The sequence below is a fragment of the Shewanella sp. 10N.286.52.A9 genome (assembly GCF_041468985.1).
Lineage (GTDB): Bacteria > Pseudomonadota > Gammaproteobacteria > Enterobacterales > Shewanellaceae > Shewanella > Shewanella japonica.
This window is the reverse complement of sequence record NZ_JBFRJQ010000028.1, coordinates 12,975-35,943: the sequence shown is the minus strand read 5'-3', so window position 1 is coordinate 35,943 and position 22,969 is coordinate 12,975. Positions and strand designations below refer to the sequence as shown.

Below are 22,969 nucleotides of genomic sequence, written 5' to 3'. Positions count from 1 at the left end.
CTTTCGTTAAAATAGGTCGGCACCGCTTTTTACAAGCGGTGTACTGGTTTTGACTGAGGTTAGGTTAGCGTTGACTTAGTCGCTGTCGTAATTGCAGAGATAGGATCTGTATTAACTATTATCCCAGTCCGCAGCTCCTATTTTTTCAACTAAAAAGTCAATAAATACCCTCACCTTAGCGCTTAACGCATTAGCCTTAGGGTATACCAGCCATATAGCAGTATGATCATCGACGTTATAATCGGGCAATATTCTAATCAAGCTTCCTTGCTTTAAATCTTCAGCCACGCTCCAATAAGAATTCATTGATATCCCAGCTCCTGCCACAGTCGCTAACTTCATGCTGGTACCGTCATCGCAATTCAATCTAATTCGGCCATTTACCGGCGGAAACACATATTCGTTCTGGTCGTCTTGTGCGGTACTAATCAGTTTACGCCCTTTTGCATCTTTAAATACAATTAGTTGATGGTCTACTAAATCTTTAGGCGTGTCTAATGTGCCGTGCGCCGCGATATAGTCGGGTGATGCACATAAAATACGTTGATCATTGGCTAATTTGCGTGCTCTTAAACCACTGTCTTTCGCCTCTGTGTTTCTTAGCGCTAAGTCTATGCCATGCTCTATCAGATTCACTTCCGTATCACTCAACCTCAGCTCTAAATCTAACTCCGGGTACTTAGCTAAAAACTCAGGTAGAACCGGTAAAATATACAATTGTGCAAAGGTATTTGATGCGGTAAATCTTAGTAGCCCTTTCACTTCATTAATTTCACTGCCAATGGCAGCCATGGCTGCATCTTGCTGTACTAAAATCTCTTTCGCATATGGCAAGAAGCCTTCGCCTTCTGTTGATAACGACACTTTCCTTGTAGAGCGATGTAATAGGTCTGTACCTAATTGATTCTCAAGTTTTGATAACCTTGCAGACGCAATGGCTGGGGATATTCCTAAGGTTCTGCCAGCAGCACTAATACTTAATGACTCTGCAACCTTAACAAATAGACGTAAGCTCTCTGTGTCCATATTTATTTGTTCCTATTTAACCTTCTTCTACAAGTCGCCATATGACAGCTGCCCATCCCAAACTTTTATTCTTAAATGACCGATTAAGCAAATACAACACCAGATAGCCCTAATTTAGTTAATAGAAATACTAAATTCTCTTTATCAATAATTCGGATTCACTTAGCAGAGTCAATCACCTACTTTTTATGAATGTGAACCAGATGATAACCAAGTGTTATCCAGCCACATAATTCATTCATGCTAGGACATTACAAGGACATCAACAATGGAATATAAGAACTTTACAACTTTTAATGTGAAAAAAGACAATGGAATTGCATGGGTTACTATCGATTTTCCCCCTGTGAATGTTCAAGGGCAAGAGATGCTAGCAGATTTAAACAGTTTAGCGTTGCGTCTTGAACGTGATAGAGAAATAAAAGTCGTGGTGTTTCAATCCGCTCACCCTGAAATTTGGGTATGTCATTACGATACCAACTTACTTAGAGACATGTCTAAGGATGCTGTATCGCGTGTCGAAGCGAAATTACTCGACCTACAATCTGTATTAGAGCGTATCAGTCGTTTACCACAAGCAACCATCGCGAAATTAGAAGGTTTTGCTCGTGGTGGTGGTCATGAGTTTGCATTAGCTTGTGATATGCGTTTTGCTGCCCGCGGCAAATACAAGTTTATGCAAATGGAAGTTGGCATGGGTATTTTGCCTTGTGGTGGTGGCGCTTCTCGAATGGCAAGGCAAGCAGGACTTGGCAGAGCCCTTGAAATCATTCTTAGCGCACGTGATTTTACTGCAGATGAAGCAGAAGCATACGGCACTATCAATAAAGCGCTTGAGCCAGATGAGATAGGTGAATACGTAGAAAATCTTGCAAGACGTATTGCACAGTTTCCTGCAGAGTCTATCAATGCATGTAAGCAAACTGTGTATGAGTCTATTGATAAACCGATTGAAGACGCACTCAAGGCCGAAGCTTATTGGTTATATCAAGCAACCAGTAAAACTTCTGCAATTACACGATTTACTTGGGCTGATGAACAAGGCGCACAGTTTGACATTGATAACCAACGTAACTGGGAGCAACTTGTTATTAATGTCCAAGAAGTGAATGACTAAACAATGACTCAATAATAGATGTGGTAACAAAAAGGTTCAGCTTATGCTGAACCTTTTTTATCTTTGGTTAAGGCGACTTTCGTTTAAAAAGTGTAATCCACTTTAACCCAAGCTGTCCGACCTGGTTCATTAACTTGAAACAATGGTTCACTGCCGGGAATATCATTACCTGCACCTGAGCGACTAATATGTTCTGCGTAGGTTAGATCAAACAGGTTCTCAACACCAAAGCTGACTAATAGGTCATCATGCTTCCACGATCCATTTACCGACAAGGTGCCAAAGCCACTACTTTCCCCCAAATCTTGGCCCGATATATTGCCTTGTCCTACTGCAACTCTATCTTGCGCTGCAACAAGACGCCAAAATAGCCCAGCAGTCCAATTATTCGATTCATAGTTAACTGATATACGCCCTTCTAATGGCGAGATTTGTCCAAGAGGTGTATCGGCGGTATCATTGTCGCCATGGCTGTAGCTAACCGTCGTTTGTGCAGACCATTGTTCATTAAAGGGGTACATTACACCAAGTTCACCACCCCAAATGGTCGCATCAACATTGTAGGCAGATGTTTTAGCCCCATTTGAATCAATTAAAATATAATCGTCGACCTTGCCATAATAAAATGCCGTCGAGATTTCATAATCATTTTGATATATCCAACCGACATCAAGCTGGGTTGTTTTTTCAGGTTCTAAATCAAATGCCTTAATGGCCATATTGCTATCATCAGCTTTCATAAACTCCCAGTAATCAGGAATGCGCTCAGCACGACCAACACCTGCATAGTACTGACTGTGACCAGACATGTGCTCGTAACGAATAAAACCACTGACAAGATCATCCTCTCGCTGACCTTTTTGGCCCACATGTAACTCGGTATCCCATTGATCCAATCTTAACCCTGTTAAAATTTTCCCTTGGCTTGTCGCATAATTGATATGGTAATTGGCTTCAACAAACACGCCGATATTTTCATAGCTCATGTTTTTGTTAAAAGGCTTAGCCAATAGATCATCAAGGCCGTTATCTAACTCCTTGTCTATGCTTCTGCCTTCATGCGCACTGTCCATATAATCGATACCGATTAGGGTTTCCCACTTATCACTCAACGCTAGATCCAACCAAAGATGCCCTCCTGTGGTCTCACGGCGCACATTGGTACCAGCATTTACTCCTTGATCAAATTGATCCATGATGTGATCGTTTTCATTGGAATAAAATTGAAATTCGACGTTGTTTAACCATGATGAGTTAACGTCTCGTTTCGCCAAAAGTGTTAGGTTTTCATTGTCAATTTGGCGTGCTTTATTTGCTCTGTCTGCATATTCAGCTTCACCACTTGAACTGCCATAGGCCAATTCAACAACGGTATCTTCATCTGGTGTCCATCCAAGCGCCACATTGACATTACTGCGATCATAACTTGATTGTATTGTGTTTCCATCGCCATCTTCATAGTGATCGCTTTTGGATTTATTCATATCAAAGTCAATATAATGCGTCTCAGTGCCGGCTTTCATTTCAACCAAATAGTCTTCTCGGCCAAAGCTGCCGCCTGTCATACTCAATCGGCCTTCCATGTCTTTTTCTACAAAGCTATGGCGCTCTTTTTCAAATAAAACGGTTCCGGCTGAGCCCACTGGACCATATTTAACCGTTTGCGGTCCTTTAATGACAGTAATGGCGTCATAGGCTTCAGGATAAATATATGCGGTTGGAGGATCCATTCGGCCACCGCAGGTACCGTAAACATGTTGGCCGTCATCAACAATACTGACCCGTGATCCCCCCATTCCTCGCAAAGAAGGGTCGCCACCAGCGCCGCCCTTACGACTAATGCTAAAGCCTGGTATCGTTTTCAAGAAACCTGCGCCATCGTATGCAGGTAAAGGTAAGCGAGGTTTTTTTGGATCGGTAGTAACCTTAGATGGCTCTTTCATTAATTCACCCGTGACAACGATATAATCATCGCATTGCTCACCATCACAGGTCTTTGTAGTATGATCTGCTATTGCCAAGTTTGGCGTTAAAGATGCCGCAATCAGCGCAGCTAAAATTGAAGTATTAAATTTCATTACAACGTCCATTTATTATTTATCTATGAACGTTTTCGCAGATTAATTCGCTTTGCTCAATCAGAAGCGTAGACAGTGCGACAATCTGTCACAGGCTAATTTGATGCGAATCACACTACTGATTTTAAAGTGCTTTTATTTGATATCGTTGCCGCAAAAAATATCCTTAAAAGAGATATGAAACCGGCATGATTTAATTGCTCACATTCACTAGATAAATACTGCCTTATCCCCACTTTATTTATTCGTAATCGCTTATTTAGACATATTGAAATAGCGGTTTAATTTTCATCCCGATGTTTATATAATTACGATTATTTTTTAAGCCCATTGAGCCCATGGAAGGTATTCATTGAAAAAGCTATTTGTGTTGTTGGTCCTTTACGCCGCTTACCAACACTGGAATCAATCACCGGTCGAGCCTATCCGTGCCACCTATGCCGCCAGTAATGAAGTTATTATGTATGCAACAGCTTGGTGCAAGTACTGCCAAAAGGCACGTATCTTTTTTGACGATAATGGCATTGCTTATCAAGAGTTTGATATTGAGAAATCTTTCGCTGCTAATGAACGTTATCAAGCATTAAACGGCCAAGGGATCCCTTTATTGCAAGTTAATGGCACGCTTATCAGGGGCTTTAATCAGGATAAAATAGTCTCTTCACTGCATTAACGATTTACTTAGCACCCTGTTAAATATGGGCACTGCTAAATAAATATACCCGGTCATCAATTGTGGTGACCGGGTATATTTTTATTCGTATGGTTATTACTACCGATATTGATAATAAACCGTTAACTAGTTATTACTAGCATAGTGAACACACTGGTTTTGCACTGCTGTGGTTTTTAATAACTGAGTGAATTGCGCCTTGTTGCCATCGGCTTTTTGCTCTTTTATTAAGGTTTCCATATGCGTAGCTTGGCTCACAACCTTTTCCATCGCAATTTGCCTTGCTTGTTGTTCTGTCTGACCTGTTAATACTAATTGCTCAACTAGGTTAGAATAGTTCTCGTAAACCATGCCTTTATAAAAATCTGCTTCTGACGCTAACGGCGTATGCGAGTAAATTATTGAGCAGCTTACAGCGCTATCGATGTTGGCAATAGATTGGTCTATTTGAATGACCACAGATTGCTGAGTTGAAAAACTGGCATTAGCAGCCACTGAAAATAAACTGAATGCAATAAATGCAGTAATCGTTTTTAATTTTTTCATACTCACTCCGATTTAATCAATTATGTGCCCGGTTAATTGACACTATCTTATCCATCTCACTGACGCATTAGTTACCATTTCGCGCCTCATTGAGACAAAGAACAACTAGAAGGCACATATTTCATATTATTAAGCGACAGTAAATAATCATTATCTGACTGTTATAGTAATGAATTTTGCTAAACCTAAGCTGAACAGAAAGTTAACTTCTCAAGCTGGCAGTATTTTCTACAACTTGACCTGTTTATTTATCAAGTAGCTATACCTATTAGTCACTTATCAATATGACCTCTGTCGCTCCTAGCTAAAATCCGTTCGCAAAACGCACACTTCGTTCAAAAAGCCGCCAAAACCAGATAAATTATTGCCAATTTTACGGGGAGCACTATAATACTGTATAAATATACAGTTATTTTTTTATGATGTGAGATTTATGAATGTGATCCCTATTTTTGCCAGTGCTGGCATTACAGGTTTTGAGTCCCCAGCTGCTGAATATCGACAGCTACCACTCAGTTTAGATGAGCTACTGATTGAACACCCAAGCGCAACATTTATTGGTCAAGCCAGCGGCGACTCAATGGAAAAGATAGGGATTTTTGATAAAGACATTTTGATAGTCGATCGCCATGTTAATGTGGAAAATCACGATGTTATTGTGGCGAATTATAATGGCTGCTTCGTCTGCAAATTAATTGATACTCAGCGGCGATTATTATTATCAGCGAATGACAATCACCATAGTGTACTGATTCAAGAACATGACAGCTTTACTGTTGAAGGTGTGGTGATCCGTTCAATACGTTGTCACCGTCAAAGCCCAATATTGTCGGGTCGTTAACCCATGTATGCCTTAGTCGATGCCAACTCTTTTTATTGCAGCGCAGAGCAAGTGTTTAGGCCTGAATGGCGTGGACGCCCTATTGTTGTCCTATCCAATAATGACGGCTGTATTGTTGCGGCCAACCGTCAAGCTAAAGCATTAGGCATTGGTAAATTTGGCCCTTACTTTGAAGTTAAACATCAATGTGAAAAACTAGGGGTTATTGCACTTTCTTCTAATTATGAGCTTTATGCCTCTTTGTCTCATAACATGATGGATGTCATTGGTCGCTTCGCCCCCGAACAGCACATATACAGTATTGATGAATCTTTTCTCTCTTTTAAGCGTAGTTACCCAGCAATTCCATGTTTAAGCCATCACGCCTCTCTTATTCGCAGAGCAGTATGGAAAGAAACGCGTTTAGCGGTTTGTGTTGGCATTGGCGAAACCTTAACACTCGCTAAAGTGGCCAACCACGCAGCCAAAAAGCTTGCTGGGTATGACGGTGTTTGCTGCATCGAGTCCGATGAAGAGCGCCGCGCTATTCTAGCAAACATGAAAGCCACCGATGTCTGGGGGATCGGCTCAAGAATAGGTAAAAAACTCCAGGCAATGGGGGTTCATACTGCTTTAGCATTAGCGAACTTACAGCCTGGGATCGCCCGTAAAAATTTTAGTATTGAAATAGAACGTACGGTGCGAGAGCTCAATGGCGAGCAATGTAAAGGATGGGATAGCGCAAGAGCTGATAAGCAGCAAATTTTTTCCACCCGCAGTGTTGGCCAGCGGATCACTGATAGAGAATCTTTGCTGCAAGCCCTGAGTAAACATGCAGCCATCGCTGCCGCCAAAGCAAGGCAGCAAGGTTCAGCAGCCAGTAGTCTACTTATTTTTGCCAAAAACTCTCCATACGATGAGCAACCTTCCGGTTTTAAATACCATTATCGTTGTGCATTTCCGACCAATGACACATGCGAACTCATTAGTTATGCAACAGCCATAGGGAGTCAGTTATTTAATCCAAATACACGGTATTATAAAATTGGCATTGGTCTTATTGACCTTTCTCCGGTACAGCATTTACAGGGAGACTTATTTACTCCGGCCAAAGATCCGACACTCATGCAGGTTTGCGATAAGCTTAACCAGCGCTATGGCACTGACTCAATATTTGTTGCCGCCCAAGGGATTACTGGAAAGTGGCATATGCGCAGAGAGCTACTGACCCCACAATACACAACCTGTTGGCAAGATATCCCAAAGGTCAGTTGTCGTTAAGTGAGTGTTTAAATGAAATGTTGAAAAACGATTGAGAAGTGATGTGAGTAGTTATTAAAACGGGATAGTATACAGCGACCACAAACTTGACAGGTGCAACAAATAACAAACAAAGCCATTACCCATCAAGAACAAACCTTACACCTTTGAAGCACACTAAATCAGAAAATAACTATTTTTAGGCTGAATATTAAGGCTAAAGCTGAAAACCTCGTTCAGATCAAATTAATGCTGCTGAAAATATAGACAATACGCCCTTCGATTTTTTAGTGAGTATCATCTGCGTGTCTGAGTTTGCGTTTAATCAACTGTTCTTTGTGCAATTACTAGGCTTCATTTCAATGGCTATCGGCTGGTGGGCAAATAGCCAAAAACAAGATTGCAAATTTATTCATGGCAATATGCTTGCATCCATTCTTACAGCCATTCACTTAGGCTTACTAGGCAGCTTTCTTGGGATGGCGAATCAACTTGTAAATGTGGTTCGATTCCGTTGTTGCCAGCAACTCGGCCATACAACGAAATCGGAATTCGTGCCATTAATGATGAGTGTTACCTTCTCTACTGTAGCGATTTTACAGGGAGTAATGTGGGCAGAACATTGGAGTGAATGGTGCGCAGTTTTTGCAGCAGTGGTAATGAGTATAAGTCTATTTTATTGTAAAGGAATGGCACTTCGCGCCGCTATGCTAGTGAGTAATGCATTGAACTTAATGCTTTCAATATATTTGATGTCATGGTCTGGAATTTTATATCAAGTGATGACAATAACGATTCTAGCTCAAAGTGTGTTTCAGCAATACAAGCAAATTAAATTGGCGACTAATAATGACACCATTTCCTCAAATCAAGCGTTAAGTCAATAAGGAGTTATTTGTTTTAACGCTCTAGGGAATCTTATTGTAAGCACGCTAAGTGATACACATAAAACACATAAAAAAGGGAGCCAAAGCTCCCTTTTATATTTCCGCAACTATCTATTACTTCTTATTACAAAGCGCTTAGGTAAGCTTTAAGGGCTTTAAGTCTGACTGTTGCAGCGCCAATAATATCCATGAAGCCTAAGAAACTCGCTGGCTTTTCAGCCGATATCCAGCCTGAACCTGTCGCGCCAATCGGGATTGAATAGCCTTCTGGCTCTTCAAATTCAATAACCACTGTACGCCCATGACTTCCAGCGTTATTACCAACATGTTGCCTAACTTGCTGAGTTCCTGCTAATGGGCTGATCATCGATTCACCTGTACCTGAAGTCACACTGTGCACTCGACCTCGAAATATCTCACCAGGAAAAGCATCAACGTAAAACTCGGCAAATTGGCCAGGCTTAATATAACGATACGATTGATCTGCAATTCGCATTTCTAAAAACTTCTTAGAGGTATCATAAAGGTGCATGTTACCAATACGACTACCTACTGCTACATTCGTAATAGAAAGTTGACCGTCAAATTGAGCTCTAATTTCACGACGTTCATCATTCCACTGAGCAGAACCAATCTGTGCATCAAACGCGCGTAACTGCGCACGATGAGTTTCAAGCTCAGCAACCACTGATGCGATTTCAGCTTCGGTAGATTGTATTTTTGCTTCTAAGTCATCTCGTGTCATTTCACTGGCATAATCACGTAAGTCTGTGACACGAACAAAGTTACGTTTGTCATTGTTAAGCGTCACTTCTAGCGCTTCCATACGCAGTTTAAGTGCTTCTTTCTTAGCAAGCTCAGCAGCTTTTTGCGCTTTTAACGATCTGATTTCTTTTTCACTGTCGACTGACACCAATTTGTAAATCAAATCGCCTTTTTTAACCATTTGGTTATGAGTAACAAAAATCTCTTCGATTTCTTGACCAAACAAAGGGCTAAGCACCGCATGAGGAGCTTTAACCGTTGAGCTGTCAGTTAAGTCTGCTGGAGACCAAAAACGATGAGCCGTAAATAGCATGAAGGCAATAAATAACCCTAAACCAACTGAGCGAACAGCATTCGCTAGATTCCACTGTATAACACCAAGTTTAACCAGTAACCAAATGATTAGTACATAAGGGAGCATAATCTCTTTCATTTACTTATCTCCTTTAATGCCGTTGCTGATAATGCTTGAAAGTCTATTGGCAAGTACATCCCAACGACCAAATGCAATGATTATGGCAAGAACCCACCAGGCTTTATCGATGAATAATCCACACAGTGACAAAGCAAATACAATTTGCGTGTGTGCACTCGACATGGCTTCAGCCTTGTGTACTGCCACTTCATGCAATCGCCAAAATAAAAGTAATGTGTAGCAAATGATCGAGACGGTCACGACAAACACAAACCCCATAAATAACTCAGAATCCAGAAGCGCTAAAATGGATGGATAACCATTAACAAAGTAACTTTCGGGTAATGATTTCCCGTGAATAGCTGTTAATAATGAAAACAGATAACTCAACAAACCGATTGTTGTTACGGCGATAATGAACCACATACTTTTTTTGGCAATAACAAGCGCTATGCTTGGTTTTTCTTCTGGGATGGTGGCAAGTTCGTGCTGTTCTGACATGTATTCTCCAAGGGGTAATAAGATAACTAAATGGAATATTAACAACCTCTATATGTAAATTTGGAATAAGGCATATTCCATATGTGCAAATTAGCGAATGCCATTACTGTGTTTGACGTTTTAATGATGTAATATGAAATTAAGATGTTCTTATTTATCGGTATATTATGGATCTTAATGCACTTAATGTGTTTATTACCCTGTATAAATCAGGTTCAACCCAACGTGCTGCCAAACTACTTGGACGATCACAGTCGTTTGTTTCAAAAGTACTTGCACAATTACGTGAAGAACTAAACGACCCTTTGTTTATCCGAACAGCAAACGGTCTGCAGCCCACCAGTTACGCCGATAAAATTGCGCCTAAGATTCAAAGCTCAATAGAACAAATCAATATTGCTTTAGAGCCTGAATATTTTGATCCCAAAAACCTGCAATACATCACAGTCCATATCGGAGAGCCATTAGCCGTGATGATGGGTAAAGCGTTAATCGAAGCCATTCGCCGAGAAACCAACGCAGTAATTGAATTAAGGCAATGGCGTAAAACCAGTAATGATGGTTTGATTGAAGGCTCAATCGATATTGGTATACAAACACTGAAAGATCGCCCCCAGCAGCTATATCAGAAAAAAATAGCTTCAGGTTATGGATCATTAGGTGGAAATTTAGAGGGTGAGTTCGTTAAGTTAATCGTCGATGACTTAAACGAATACGTAGAGCTATATCGTGCCTTTGATGAGAAACGTAACCCTACTATAATTGTAGATAACTATATGGTTCAGCAGGAATTATTGAAAAATAATTACTCGTATCAATTTAATTTAGAATCGAACGGTGCACATAAGAATTTGGCCGTTGACTTAGCTATCATTACCAGTGCAGCAAGAAGACATGAAGCAAAAATTGTCTGGCTGTCTGAGCTTTGTCAAAAAGTGATATTAGAAGCGGTAAATAATAAAAACAAAATTTAACGCCTAATCGCCATTCAGCTTTAGGGTTACGTTAGCCAATAAATTCGATAGTGAGGCAATATGAGTCAACGAAGTATTCACACCTTGTTTAAGCCTAAATCAATCGCTGTCATAGGTGCCTCCAATACCGAAAAACGTGCTGGTCGAGTATTAATGAAAAACTTACTCGGAAGCGGTTTTTCTGGGCCGATAATGCCTGTCACCCCAAAATATGACGCTGTTATGGGCGTTTTGGCTTACCCTAATATTGAATCCTTACCGATAAAACCTGATCTTGCCATTATCTGTACTAGGGCAAGCAGAGTACCTAATATCGTTGAAACCTTAGCCCAATTCGGCTGTAAAGTCGTCATCATCATGGCTTCTGGCATGGCTGATGAATATGATGAAAATGGCGAAAGCTTACTTTCAGTCACATTACAAAATGCGAAACGGTTTGGCATGCGCATATTAGGCTCAAATAGCCTAGGTATGATCATCCCTACAATAGGGTTAAATGCAAGTTTAGCCCACAGTGGTGCTAAAAAAGGTAAAATAGCCTTTGTCTCTCAGTCCGCTGCAATATGTACCACTGTACTGGATTGGGCCAACAATAAAGATATTGGCTTTTCATCATTTATCTCCCTTGGTGATGCGACAGATATTGATTTTGACGAATTACTCGATTATCTAGGACGAGATAGCCGTACCAGTGCCATCATGCTCTATATCGACTCTATCAGTGAAAAAAGACACTTTCTTTCCGCGGCGCGAGCCGCTGCACGTAATAAACCAATATTTGTGATTAAGTCAGGTCGCAGCCAAGAAGGCATAAAAGCAGCCATGCTTCATACTGGAGGCATGGGAGGCAATGATGCTGTATATGAAGCCGCGTTTAGACGTGCGGGTATGTTAAGAGTAAATGACTTAATTGAATTATTTGCCGCAGTTGAAAGCTTGGCTCATTCAACCCCGCTTAAAGGTGAGCGTGTTGCGATCATCAGTAATGGCGGAGGACCTGCAGTCCTTGCTGCAGATGAGTTAATTATTAAAGGTGGCAAGCTTGCCAAGCTATCGCCTGAAACAGTTGATAAGCTGAACACATTATTACCCACAACATGGTCAGGCCAAAACCCCATAGATATTGTTGGCGATGCCAATAGCAAGCGGTACACTCAGGTGTTAGAAGTCTTGATGGATAGTCAAGAAATGGATGCTATTTTAGTACTACATTCGCCATCGGCATTAGAAGAAAGCGATGAAATAGCACAAAGTTTAGTAACAACAATCAGCAATCATACAAACCGCAATAAATTAAACATCTTAACTAACTGGAGTGGTGAAGACTCTGCCTATGTGGCAAGAAAGATCTTTAATAAAGCGGGAATTCCAACTTATCGAACACCTGAAGGCGCAGTGAAAGCCTTTATGCATATGGTTGAGTATCGTCGTAACCAACGATTACTCCAAGAGGTACCTCAATCTATTCCTGATAATATTCCTGCAAATGTTAATGTGGCTCGTGGATTACTGCAAAAGGCGCAGCAAGAACAAAGATTCATATTAGAAACCCATGAAACACGCGATATTTTAAAAGCTTATGGGCTTAACACCATTAAAACCTGTTTTGCTGACAATGCTGAATCAGCCGTCAAATTAGCCAATGACGTGGGTTATCCAGTGGCATTGAAAGTACAGTCACCGGATCTCATGTATAAGTCAGATGTTCATGGTGTCATGCTAAACCTAACTAACGATGATGAGGTCCGTCAAGCAGCGCAGTCTATCGTTAGCCGTGTTAAAGAAATCAATCCTGATGCCAAAATTGATGGCATGATAGTGCAGAAAATGGCACTGACAGCAGGCGCACAAGAAGTCAGAGTGTCAGTGATCAATGACCCCGTTTTTGGCCCTGCTATTTGTTTAGGTGAAGGAGGCTCCGAGTGGGATCCCACCCGTGATGCCGCAGTTGCCCTACCACCTTTAAATATGACACTCGCTCGTTATATGGTTATTCAGGCGTTAAAAACCAATAAACTGCGTGATCGGCATCTTCCGCTCGGTCTAGATATGCATGCACTATGTGTCATGCTTACGCAAATTTCACATTTAATCATTGATTGCCCAGAAATCGCTTCACTGGATTTGAACCCTGTATTAGCGGCAGGTGAAACCATTACCTTACTTGATGTAAACATGAAGCTAAATAGTATGGATATTGATCCAAAAACACGTTTAGCCATCATGCCTTACCCTAAAGAGCTTGAACAAACCGCGATACTAAAAAATGGTCAAGAGGTCATGCTAAGACCAATATTACCAGAGGATGAACCAAAGCATTTAGCCTTTGATAACTCATTAAGTGACGAAGACCGCTATAAACGTTACTTTGGGGTGCGCTCACGTATGACCCATGAAGAAATGGCTGTGCTAACTCAAATCGATTACGCTCGAGAAATGGCCTTTATTGCAACCGCAATGGATGAAAATGGAGAATCAATCACCTTGGGGGCCGTTAGAGCATCAACGGATCCTGATAATACAGAAGCAGAGTTTGCTATGGCCGTCAGAGGCGACTATCAAGGTATTGGTCTTGGCAGATTATTACTTGAAAAACTAGTGAATTATTACAAGGATTCAGATACCCCTGTCCTTGCTGGTTTTACAATGTTTGAAAATCGCAGTATGGCGAATTTAGCGAAAAACCTAGGCTTTACCGTGTCTTTTGATATGGAGGAGCATTTAATAAAAATGCATATGGCACTTAAGCCTGAAAATGATAAAACATAGAAGACAATAAAAACTGGGCGATATACCAGTTAGCGCATTGCTCTTGTCTGTTTATAACCAAGTAAAGGCCGACTATCACTAGTTGATCGCAATAGATCGCTAGTGATAGCAAAATAATCGCTTAGAAACTGCCGAAAGCTTGTTAAAAGAATACGGCTTAAACGCATGCATACAGTTAACCTTTTACACAATTCCTTCCTGATGACTTAGCTTGATAAAGCATGTCATCTGCACGTTTCAATAACGTTTCTGAGTCATCACCGGGTTGAATATTAGCAAGACCAATAGACACTGTAATATGGCCTAACTGCTGTTTGTTTTCTTTTCCTATGGTGAGCTGCCTCATAGCAATACGTTCACGGATACTCTCTGCTACTGTCATTGCATCTTTAAATTCAGTGTTAGGAAGCATGACTACAAACTCTTCCCCGCCGTAACGTGCAACAAAATCATTTCCTTTAACGGATTGCTTTAAAGCAAAACCAACAAAAGCCAAAACCTTATCACCAACTAAGTGTCCATGCGTATCATTGAAAGACTTAAAGTGGTCAATATCCACCATTAACAAACAACATGGAATTTGGCTTTGAGTAAATAAGCTCACTTGCTCAGTAGAAAATATTTCATAAGCTCGACGGTTATTTAATGAGGTTAACTCGTCTGTCATCGCTACCTTGCTTAAATTATCCATGTCCATTTTTAATTGAGTTAATTCATCACCTAAGGTTGCTAAGTCTTCTTTCATTGAATGATTTAAGCTAACGACCTTTTCGACTTCAGCACTGATGTTATTCACTAATGTATTGAGTAATTGTGGCGTAGGTTCAGACTGTAATTCATGACTGAACTCAGATAAGTGAGTAGAAAAGTCATCTGTGCCTGTTGAGATTTGGCCCATTTTATTCAGCAAGCTGTTAATTAAGATTTGAGTTTCTATCTGAACATTCTCAATCACCTCTGGAGATTGCTCTTGAATAAAATTATTGTAAAGACCTTGATTCACTGACGCAGTAAACTCAACTTCGTTAGCCAATAAACCGTCAATAGCGCGTTTTAAACTGAGGTTAGTTTCAGCATAATATTGATACCAAATAGCATAGTTTTCAGGCGTAACAGGAATATTTAACGCTGACATTTGTGGAACAGCCATGCGTAAAATTTGCGCTGAGTTTTCAAGGTTAGTATTCAATTTAACATCCTATGTCATTAGTGTCTTACATACTTAAATGTGAACCGACATCCTAGCAAGTGCGCTTTATTATGACGCTATATGCTGCATATTAATAAAATTAACATCATACTTAACAGCCTAATCCTACATAAAAGATATTGAAAATTAAGACTATTTATTCAACCATAACATTATAAAAAGCAGAGAGTGAAACGTTATTGAAAAAAATTTGAAAAAATAAAACCCTTTTTGAAAAAGCATCCGTTTATATCAATAACAGTCGAATCAATCTATCGTATTACATTAGCATTTTAGAGGTGAGAATCCATATGAAAAATATTCTGAATATTAAATTAAAAAGTCTAACTAAACTTTCTGCACTCAGTTTATTAACAGCCCTGACTTTCTCGGCAGCTGCAACAAGTCCTGTACCAAATCAATTTGAGAAACCACAAATGATAACCACCTATAAATATAATCAGGACAATTACCAAGTGGTTGACGCCGCAAAAATGTTTCCTAAACCTTCAGTTAATCAAGTACAACACATACTGTCTTTAGACACGCTTGAGAATGAAGCAGACTATAAAATTGAAATACAAATCGGCCAAAATAAGCTGGTGGATTGTAATCGCCATCATTTATCAGGCAAATTAGACAAAATTAGCTTACAAGGTTGGGGTTATCAATATTATAGCGTTGAGCAACTCACGGACGGTCCAACAACTATGATGATGTGCCCAGATCCTAAAACCATGAAATTCGTCACTATGGGCAAAAGTTTGATGATTGATTATGACAGCAGACTACCAAAGGTATTCTATTTACCTGAAGGTGCTGAACTGCGTTATCGAGTTTGGCAAGTTAATGACACTTATCAATTTTCAGGGCAGTAATCGACTCTGTGATGGTAACTTTAATTTATATAAGCTTAGCGTTATATATGTTTTAAGTCAGGAGCTGTATAACAGGCTACGATGCTATGTTGTTAAAATCGTTTGACACGAACAACTTGCATCACTTCAATCGAAAAACCTGCAAGCATCTTTTCTTCTTTATAATACGTTAAACTAACGAATTGATCTTTTAGCGACTTATATTTTTTAGGTCGCTTAAAAGTGAAAGCCACATCATAACCGTCAATCATTAAAGTATGTAACACCCATTCGTCTTTATCGCGTTGGGTGTGCGAAACAACTTTTACCCCCTCTAGGTGATTTAATTGTTCGTGTTTTTTGAGTAAACCATCAACGACTTTATTTTTCATATTGGCTTCTTTTAAGATTAACGACACTCTTCAATAAGTTGAATGATTTCTTGATAACGATACTCGCCACAATAGCCAAATCCTGGTAATTGTTTCACTCGTATACGAGCGAATATTGGCAATGTCATACCAGCAAGAAATTTAGCTTTTACAGCAGTAGAGATACTTGAGTGCCCTTTTGCGTTCATATGCGACACAAATTCAGATAGATACTGCTCAACGTTCGCTAACTGATTTAACGCTATAAGACTTTTTTGCGGCAGAATCGCGACTTCACCACGACAAACGCTACAATGTCCACACTGCTGCGGGGCTCTATTATCATCAAAATAATGGTTCAAACGAGCTGTGATACACGTCTTTGATTCGAAAAAATCTAACAACTGATTAAGACGTGAGATTTCTTTTACTTCATTGCTTTGAAAATATTGAGAGAGTTGAGCAACAAGCTCTGCTTGAACTAGCCTACTGCTGTTAACTTCAAAAACTTGGGTAATTTTTTTAGTTTCAAGAAGAATCATCTGCTTGTCAGCCAAATAATCTAATGCAGCTACAACTCGTTGTCTTTCAGCACCAAACTCTTGATAAAGTGAGTCAAAGTTTAACTGGCCCCATATTTTTTTAAAGTGAGTATGGGCAAAGATTTGAGTTAAAAATGCTTGTCTTGATTCATCAAACTGCGCTAAGACAGCCGCTTTATCTTGAACAAATTGATATTTAAATTCAGCAAAGTAAGCAAAGCTAGGTTTTAACACATTCGCCAACTCAAGTTGTACAAGCAAGGTCTTTAACGGTAAAAGCTTTATGTTGGTACTGGTTGAAATAGCAGACTCTTGCATTTCCCACTGACCATTATCAGTTTCTTGACTAATATGTTGGATAAGCTTTTGTATTGCACTAGCTTCAGGCGTGTCGCCATAAACAAAATTTTCTATGGTATTCAAACCATCTTTGTTGGCTAAAGTGACACAATGAGACAGCTGGCCATCTCGCCCTGCTCGTCCAATCTCTTGGCTGTAATTTTCAATAGACTTTGGCAAATCGTAGTGAATGACAAATCGAATATCGCTTTTGTCTATTCCCATACCAAATGCAATTGTCGCGACAATAATCGGGATTTGACTTGTCATAAACTGCTGTTGGATCCGATGGCGGGTTTCAGCATCTAACCCTGCATGGTATGCAGTACAATTAACTCCCTGTGAGCGTAGATACTGCGCCACATCTTCTGCCGTTTTTTGCAATGTCACATAAATAATCCCAGCACCTTGATGATGGCGAATGGCATTCAATAATTCGATGTTTTTATCTTGTTCTAATGTTGCCTTAACACTGATATCAAGATTGGGTCGATAAAACCCCGTCTGTACAATTTGCTCTGCTGAAATAGCAAAGTGTTGAGCAATATCCTGTTTGACTTTAGCCGTTGCCGTAGCGGTAAGTAGCAATACCTGAGGGATAGCAAAGGATTGACAGTAAACCGGTATTTTTAAGTAGTCAGGTCGAAAATTATGACCCCACTCAGAAATACAGTGCGCCTCATCGACCACTAATAAAGAAATCTGAATAGAAGCGAGAAATTGTCTAAAACGTTCATTTTTGAATCGTTCAACTGATACCATTAAAATTTTAGTGTGGCCACTTCGAACGTCTCGCATCACTTGTTGACTTTGCTCGTAACTCTGACTCGAATCAATACTGGCGGCATTGATCCCTTTATCCTTGAGGAAAGCAATTTGATCTTTCATTAATGCTAATAAAGGTGAGATAACCAAAGTAACGTTAGCTAGCTGTAAGGCACTAAATTGATAACACAAAGATTTACCAGAGCCAGTAGGGAAAATAGCTAAAGAGGAACGTCCTAAAAGGATATGTTCAATAACAGCTTGTTGTCCTTCACGAAATCCATCAAACCCAAATTGTTGTTTAAGTTGCTGATGTAGAAATTCACTATCAGCGGCTTGTAAAACTTGAGTTGAGTCATGCATAGGATTCATTTGAATACCTTATGGAAAAAGAAGAAGAACAGTCAAACTGTTATGATTTTCGAGCAATATACTGGTTGATTAATAACGTTAATTTATCTTCAAACGTTTCCTGTACAAGCTCTAAATCTTGTCCGAAACGATGAAGATACTTTGCGGCTTGTGCACGAGTTAACATCTTATTGGCTAAACAATAAGCCATTTCATCGCGCTTTTTATCAAATCGCGGTTCAAGAAACCATTGGCATGTTTCTGTATCTAAATTCGCTAATGTTTGTTGTGCTAGTTGGCAGAACGTGTCGATGTGCTCTATACCATCTGGCCCTAAGCATCCTGGCTCAAGGCGATACAGCACGATTAATTTATTATCAAACATGTTGAGCGTCGCATCCTATGCGTAAACAAGAATTCTTATAACATTTATGAAAAATAACAATCATAAATTTATAGCTGATTGGCGTTAATCATAGCCTGTTTAAAGTTATCAATATAGTGCTGAATTGGAACGATATCTTCTTTAAGTCGGCGATTACGTCCAAGCAATGATGATTCAACAAATAAATCAAACCATGCTGATAATGCCAAGCCTTGTAATGGTTCATCAATTGCGTGAAATGCTAATGCTGCTACTTCTGCAGTAGATAATTGAAAATCATGGCTGCCTTTTCTTAACTCATAAGTGGCTAACGTTTCCGGTGTGAAAGATAACAATGGCAGTTTATGAAGGTAAGGGCTTTTTTTGAACATTTTAATTGCTTGGCGCCAGCTACCATCTAATAAAATCAATAGAGGTATCTTTGGAGCAGATGAACCATGGTTAGCCTGTGGGCTGATGATATGAGGATTCTCAGTCGAGCAGTTCAGTTGATTAATATGTTCAATCACTGGCTGACCCTCTTGGGCATACTGTTCTGGAAATATCAACATAGGTTGATATTTAGGATCATTTATCATATCGACCATCTGCTTACTCGGCTCAGTACGAGACCACAGAAAAGCACTGGTATTAGGAACAAGATCAGCTATTAGCCTGCCACTATTGGTAGGTTTTAGTACTTCATCATCGTACATTATCAACATGAAGTTAGCAGACGTTTTAAGATACTCTCTATGCAAGCAAGTGCAAAAAAGTTCGCCTAATAAACACCATGGGCAGCGGACTAACTTTTTGCCTCTTGCTGCAAAAGGTTTAGTTGAAATGGATTTACGATATTGATAAAGACGATGAACAGCATGTTGCTGCTCTTTAGGTAACGCCAACATGCAAGGCTCTCTTAAAAAATGACTATAGCATCATGATGATGTCAGCTAGTATTTGGAAATGAATAACGGACAGCAATCACATAGCCATTATGGCTTAATTCAGATTATAACGCGCGATTAATGCTGTTAAAATAATTCATCACCCGAAGGTGATGAATTATAAACTTAGAACTAAAGTATTCTGCGAAGCAAGAAATCCGCTTTAAGCCGCTTAATTCTAGTCATAATTTTTTTCACAGGAACAGGATACTTCTGTAACGTTTCAATTTGGCTATAATGGAACAGCTTTTCAGTATGCGTCAGAATATAGTCTTGTTCTTGCTCAAACTTATCTTTCCAAGCACCAGATTCATCATGCAACAACAGACCGTTTTCTAAATCTAACGCCCAAGCTCTTGGGTTTAAATTTGAACCAGTAATCAGATGCTTTTTACCATCAGCACTTATCCCTTTTAAATGGTAACTATTAATACCATTTTTCCAAAGGTGTATGCGTAATTGACCACTTTCAACTGCCCATTGTTGGCGTTTAACAAACTTTCGTAATGATTGCTCATACATATACGGAAGCGCACCAATGGTTGAAAATTCTTTTTCTGGCGGAATATAAAAGTCATTTGCCGTTTTATCACCGACAACAATATCAATACTTTTGCCATTTCTTAAATGGCGAGTAAGTGCCCTAACCAATGCATTCGGCGGATTAAAGTAAGGCGTACAAATGAATAGTGACTCTTGTGATTCGTCAACAAGCTTTACTACTACCTCATTTAACTTATTCTTTTTTCGGCCCAAGCCAACTAGCGGTGTAACCCGGTTACCAATACGTGTGCTTTCAAATTCATATTTAGAACGACCTAAACGCACTTTAAAAGTACGAACATCATTTTTCTCAGGACATTGCTCAACGTCTTTATCTTGAGTTAATGAACATACAGCGGGATCGCTGACTAAGAACTGATGAATATATTGACGCATGCTTCGAGCTAACTCAGCAGACTCAATTAAGTGATAGCGATCGAAACGATATTTTTCAAACTGTTGGAAGTAAATATTATTGATACTGGCGCCACTAAAAATTACGGCATCATCGATAATAAAACCTTTAAGGTGCAGAACCCCCATAAATTCGCGAGATTTTACAGGTACCCCAAGGATATCGAACGGTACCTCAGCCTCTAACATAGCTTTTCGGTACATAATATAATTGCCACTATCACCTTTATGACCAATAAGTCCACGGCGAGCGCGGTGATAATCAACTAACACGACAATGTCTAAATCGGGGTTTGCTGCTTTGGCAGCAAGTAACGCAGTTAAAACTTCACGGCCAGCCTCATCATCTTCAAGATAGAGGGCTGCGATATAAATGGCATTCTTTGCCGTCGCAATACGTGATAATAACTCAGTTTTAAACTGAAGCGGTTCTAGCAACCATTTTAATGAATCCGCTTGTAATGCGATACCACCTAGCTTATCCAGCAAGGCAACCTCCTTAAATGTTCCTCAATGACGTCATTGAGCAAACGTACGCGCAATTTTACGAATACCTAATACAGAAAGTAGTTCTTTAAAGAAGTACTAAACGTATTGATGTGGTACTCATTCTGTTTGTAAATATAACGCGTCGTAAAAACTAATTAACAAAATATTTGGAAATAGAAATTACCTACTAATAGGCTGCGGGGCAAGGTTTTTCTGCATTCAAACAACTGTTTGGTTAGTTTATGAGAGGCAATTAATACAATTAAGAATAAAACCTAACGAATTTCTCACGAAATAACGCAAGTATTTACAGGTATCAAAGGTTAAAAAAATCGAAATTTTAACTGATTATAGATTCATTAGGTGTAAACCTAAGCTAAATGGCGTATTTTATCGATAACACAACCTTCCTTAGCTGCTTATGTCTTTTATAAAAAAATCTTGGCTAACCTCCTTCAAGCCAACGCCAATGATACTCTTACTTGGCTTGAGTTTACCTGTCAAAGCTAATGAGTACATCGATAACATGATGAAAATCATTAGTCCTGCGCAATCTCAAATTGCCGTGAATATTTGGGATGTATCTAATGGTAAAACTGTGTATCGCATTAATGATCAAACATTAATGTTACCTGCCAGCATTCAAAAGGTAATCACTGCCGTTGCTGCAAGTAAGCAGTTAGGGAAATCTTTTCAATATGAAACAAGTCTTACCTACGACGGCGCTATCAATGATGGCACATTAAATGGGAATCTATATCTGCACTTTCAAGGTGATCCAACCTTAAAACGCGCCCACTTAACGACGTTAATCAACCAACTGACTGAATTAAAAATCAGCCAGATCTCAGGTGATGTAACCTTGATTGCTCATGCATCTAATCAAACCAGAGCACCTGGTTGGACGTGGGACGATTTAGGTATTTGTTATGCGGCGCCAGTATCAAATTTTATTATTGATAGAAACTGTGCCAAAGCGACATTAAGCCCAACTGAAGAACGTTCAACTGTTAAAGTAAAATCGATTTACCCTATAAACATCAAAACGACAGCAGAGTTTGATCCAACAATTCCGGTAAAAGATGCGCAAATGCATTTTTGTGAATTACACATGCAACGCTTTGACGACAACCATTATAAAATCGAGGGTTGTTATCCAGGGAAGAAACCAATCAGACTCGCTATCGCAGTCAATAACCCTAAATTATATAGCCAACAGGTCATCAGTGATTTATTAACCCAAAAAGGCATCCAGTTTACTGAGGTCAAAACGGCCGAGAATGTCCCGACTACACAAACAGTAATCGCAACCCATTATTCAAAACCTCTACCTGATTTACTTAAAATCATGTTGCAAAAATCAGATAATTTAATCGCTGATAGTTTATTAAAACAAATAGGCCTAAGCTATTTCCATCAACAAAAGCATAAAGTTAATCACCATGATGATATTACTCAATCTGCTCGCAGTGATAGCTTTACTCTTGGCGCAAAAGCGATTGAAAGTATCATGCTAGAGCTTGGTCTCCCGTTCATTGAAGCCAACATAACTGACGGCTCGGGTCTATCTCGCTATAACTTATTGACAGCGCAACAAATGATGTCCTTATTGCAGTTCATTAAACAAGATAAAGACACTCAGTATATTGAGCAGTTATTACCAGTATCAGGTCGCTCTGGCACTTTAAAACATAAAGCTTATTATAATGAGCCACCGCTTAAAAATGTGGTTCAAGCAAAAACAGGGACTATGATGGGGGTTGAGAATTTAGCGGGTTATATCACTGCGAGTAATGGGAAACAATATGCTTTTGTCATCATCGAAAATGGCCTAAGTGCTAAGGCAAAAAAAGCTCGCCTGGCGCCATTTAGTGCCCTTTTTCTGCAAACCTTAAATGACCTACCAAATTAACAATAAAGATTTAACCTTTTAAAACGACATAAAAAAGCACTTTGAATAACTCAAA

Annotated in this window: 20 protein-coding genes; 9 read left to right on the top strand and 11 right to left on the bottom strand. The window is 39.6% G+C overall.

Annotated features, from left to right (window positions below):
* Positions 1-111: 111 nt before the first annotated feature.
* The gene (locus AB4128_RS17765; RefSeq protein WP_372038475.1) at positions 112-1,026 is read right to left on the bottom strand and encodes a LysR family transcriptional regulator; all 915 of its coding nucleotides are present in this window, start codon (positions 1,024-1,026) and stop codon (positions 112-114) included.
* Between the two features lie 268 nt (positions 1,027-1,294).
* On the opposite strand from AB4128_RS17765, the gene AB4128_RS17760 reads away from it, so the two are divergent.
* On the top strand, positions 1,295-2,143 hold the full coding sequence (locus AB4128_RS17760; RefSeq protein WP_372038473.1) for an enoyl-CoA hydratase/isomerase family protein: 849 nt from the start codon (positions 1,295-1,297) through the stop codon (positions 2,141-2,143).
* 83 nt (positions 2,144-2,226) lie between these two features.
* On the opposite strand, the gene AB4128_RS17755 is transcribed toward AB4128_RS17760, so the two are convergent.
* Positions 2,227-4,221: a TonB-dependent copper receptor gene (locus tag AB4128_RS17755; RefSeq protein WP_372038471.1), complete on the bottom strand. Its 1,995-nt coding sequence runs from the start codon at positions 4,219-4,221 to the stop codon at positions 2,227-2,229.
* A gap of 352 nt (positions 4,222-4,573) precedes the next feature.
* Here AB4128_RS17755 and AB4128_RS17750 point away from each other — a divergent pair, with 352 nt between their 5' ends.
* Positions 4,574-4,894: a glutaredoxin family protein gene (locus AB4128_RS17750; protein ID WP_055024548.1), complete on the top strand. Its 321-nt coding sequence runs from the start codon at positions 4,574-4,576 to the stop codon at positions 4,892-4,894.
* A 126-nt stretch (positions 4,895-5,020) separates the two neighbouring features.
* Here AB4128_RS17750 and AB4128_RS17745 read toward each other — a convergent pair whose 3' ends face one another.
* On the bottom strand, positions 5,021-5,440 hold the full coding sequence (locus AB4128_RS17745; protein ID WP_055024549.1) for a hypothetical protein: 420 nt from the start codon (positions 5,438-5,440) through the stop codon (positions 5,021-5,023).
* 433 nt (positions 5,441-5,873) lie between these two features.
* Between AB4128_RS17745 and AB4128_RS17740 the strand changes: the two genes are divergently transcribed.
* The 3 genes from AB4128_RS17740 to AB4128_RS17730 all read left to right on the top strand — a co-directional run bounded on the left by AB4128_RS17740 (position 5,874) and on the right by AB4128_RS17730 (position 8,407).
* Positions 5,874-6,281 carry a LexA family transcriptional regulator gene (locus AB4128_RS17740; RefSeq protein WP_055024550.1) on the top strand — a complete coding sequence of 136 codons (408 nt, stop codon included), beginning with the start codon at positions 5,874-5,876 and terminating at the stop codon, positions 6,279-6,281.
* Positions 6,282-6,284: 3 nt separating this feature from the next.
* Positions 6,285-7,541, top strand: a complete 1,257-nt coding sequence (locus AB4128_RS17735; RefSeq protein ID WP_080915747.1) for a Y-family DNA polymerase — start codon at positions 6,285-6,287, stop codon at positions 7,539-7,541.
* A gap of 284 nt (positions 7,542-7,825) precedes the next feature.
* The gene (locus AB4128_RS17730) at positions 7,826-8,407 is read left to right on the top strand and encodes a YgjV family protein (protein WP_225442233.1); all 582 of its coding nucleotides are present in this window, start codon (positions 7,826-7,828) and stop codon (positions 8,405-8,407) included.
* Positions 8,408-8,531: 124 nt separating this feature from the next.
* Here the strand turns inward: AB4128_RS17730 and AB4128_RS17725 are convergent, their stop codons facing one another.
* Together AB4128_RS17725 and AB4128_RS17720 are read right to left on the bottom strand one after the other, a co-directional pair.
* Entirely contained in the window at positions 8,532-9,605 is a 1,074-nt protein-coding gene (locus AB4128_RS17725) for an HlyD family secretion protein (RefSeq protein ID WP_372038468.1), read from the bottom strand.
* A complete protein-coding gene (locus AB4128_RS17720; protein WP_055024554.1) occupies positions 9,606-10,088 on the bottom strand; it encodes a hypothetical protein in 483 nt (160 codons plus the stop codon).
* 167 nt (positions 10,089-10,255) lie between these two features.
* On the opposite strand from AB4128_RS17720, the gene AB4128_RS17715 reads away from it, so the two are divergent.
* Positions 10,256-11,062 carry a LysR family transcriptional regulator gene (locus AB4128_RS17715; RefSeq protein ID WP_055024555.1) on the top strand — a complete coding sequence of 269 codons (807 nt, stop codon included), beginning with the start codon at positions 10,256-10,258 and terminating at the stop codon, positions 11,060-11,062.
* Positions 11,063-11,122: 60 nt separating this feature from the next.
* Positions 11,123-13,831, top strand: a complete 2,709-nt coding sequence (locus AB4128_RS17710) for a bifunctional acetate--CoA ligase family protein/GNAT family N-acetyltransferase (protein ID WP_055024556.1) — start codon at positions 11,123-11,125, stop codon at positions 13,829-13,831.
* A gap of 175 nt (positions 13,832-14,006) precedes the next feature.
* Here the strand turns inward: AB4128_RS17710 and AB4128_RS17705 are convergent, their stop codons facing one another.
* Positions 14,007-14,981, bottom strand: a complete 975-nt coding sequence (locus AB4128_RS17705; protein ID WP_119969267.1) for a GGDEF domain-containing protein — start codon at positions 14,979-14,981, stop codon at positions 14,007-14,009.
* Positions 14,982-15,349: 368 nt separating this feature from the next.
* On the opposite strand from AB4128_RS17705, the gene eco reads away from it, so the two are divergent.
* Positions 15,350-15,898, top strand: coding sequence for a serine protease inhibitor ecotin (gene eco, locus AB4128_RS17700; RefSeq protein ID WP_372038530.1), 549 nt, complete (start codon positions 15,350-15,352; stop codon positions 15,896-15,898).
* 92 nt (positions 15,899-15,990) lie between these two features.
* Here the strand turns inward: eco and AB4128_RS17695 are convergent, their stop codons facing one another.
* The 5 genes from AB4128_RS17695 to pssA all read right to left on the bottom strand — a co-directional run bounded on the left by AB4128_RS17695 (position 15,991) and on the right by pssA (position 21,002).
* Positions 15,991-16,269, bottom strand: coding sequence for a hypothetical protein (locus AB4128_RS17695; RefSeq protein ID WP_055024558.1), 279 nt, complete (start codon positions 16,267-16,269; stop codon positions 15,991-15,993).
* 17 nt (positions 16,270-16,286) lie between these two features.
* Positions 16,287-18,257, bottom strand: coding sequence for an ATP-dependent DNA helicase RecQ (locus AB4128_RS17690; protein ID WP_372038528.1), 1,971 nt, complete (start codon positions 18,255-18,257; stop codon positions 16,287-16,289).
* 49 nt (positions 18,258-18,306) lie between these two features.
* Positions 18,307-18,630 (bottom strand): hypothetical protein, encoded by a 324-nt coding sequence (locus AB4128_RS17685; RefSeq protein WP_055024559.1) that lies wholly within the window; start codon positions 18,628-18,630, stop codon positions 18,307-18,309.
* Between the two features lie 68 nt (positions 18,631-18,698).
* Positions 18,699-19,517, bottom strand: a complete 819-nt coding sequence (locus AB4128_RS17680; RefSeq protein WP_282166269.1) for a tRNA-uridine aminocarboxypropyltransferase — start codon at positions 19,515-19,517, stop codon at positions 18,699-18,701.
* Positions 19,518-19,688: 171 nt separating this feature from the next.
* Positions 19,689-21,002, bottom strand: coding sequence for a CDP-diacylglycerol--serine O-phosphatidyltransferase (gene pssA, locus AB4128_RS17675; protein ID WP_119969210.1), 1,314 nt, complete (start codon positions 21,000-21,002; stop codon positions 19,689-19,691).
* A 469-nt stretch (positions 21,003-21,471) separates the two neighbouring features.
* Between pssA and dacB the strand changes: the two genes are divergently transcribed.
* Positions 21,472-22,914: a D-alanyl-D-alanine carboxypeptidase/D-alanyl-D-alanine-endopeptidase gene (gene dacB / locus AB4128_RS17670; RefSeq protein ID WP_372038464.1), complete on the top strand. Its 1,443-nt coding sequence runs from the start codon at positions 21,472-21,474 to the stop codon at positions 22,912-22,914.
* The last annotated feature ends 55 nt before the right edge of the window (positions 22,915-22,969 follow it).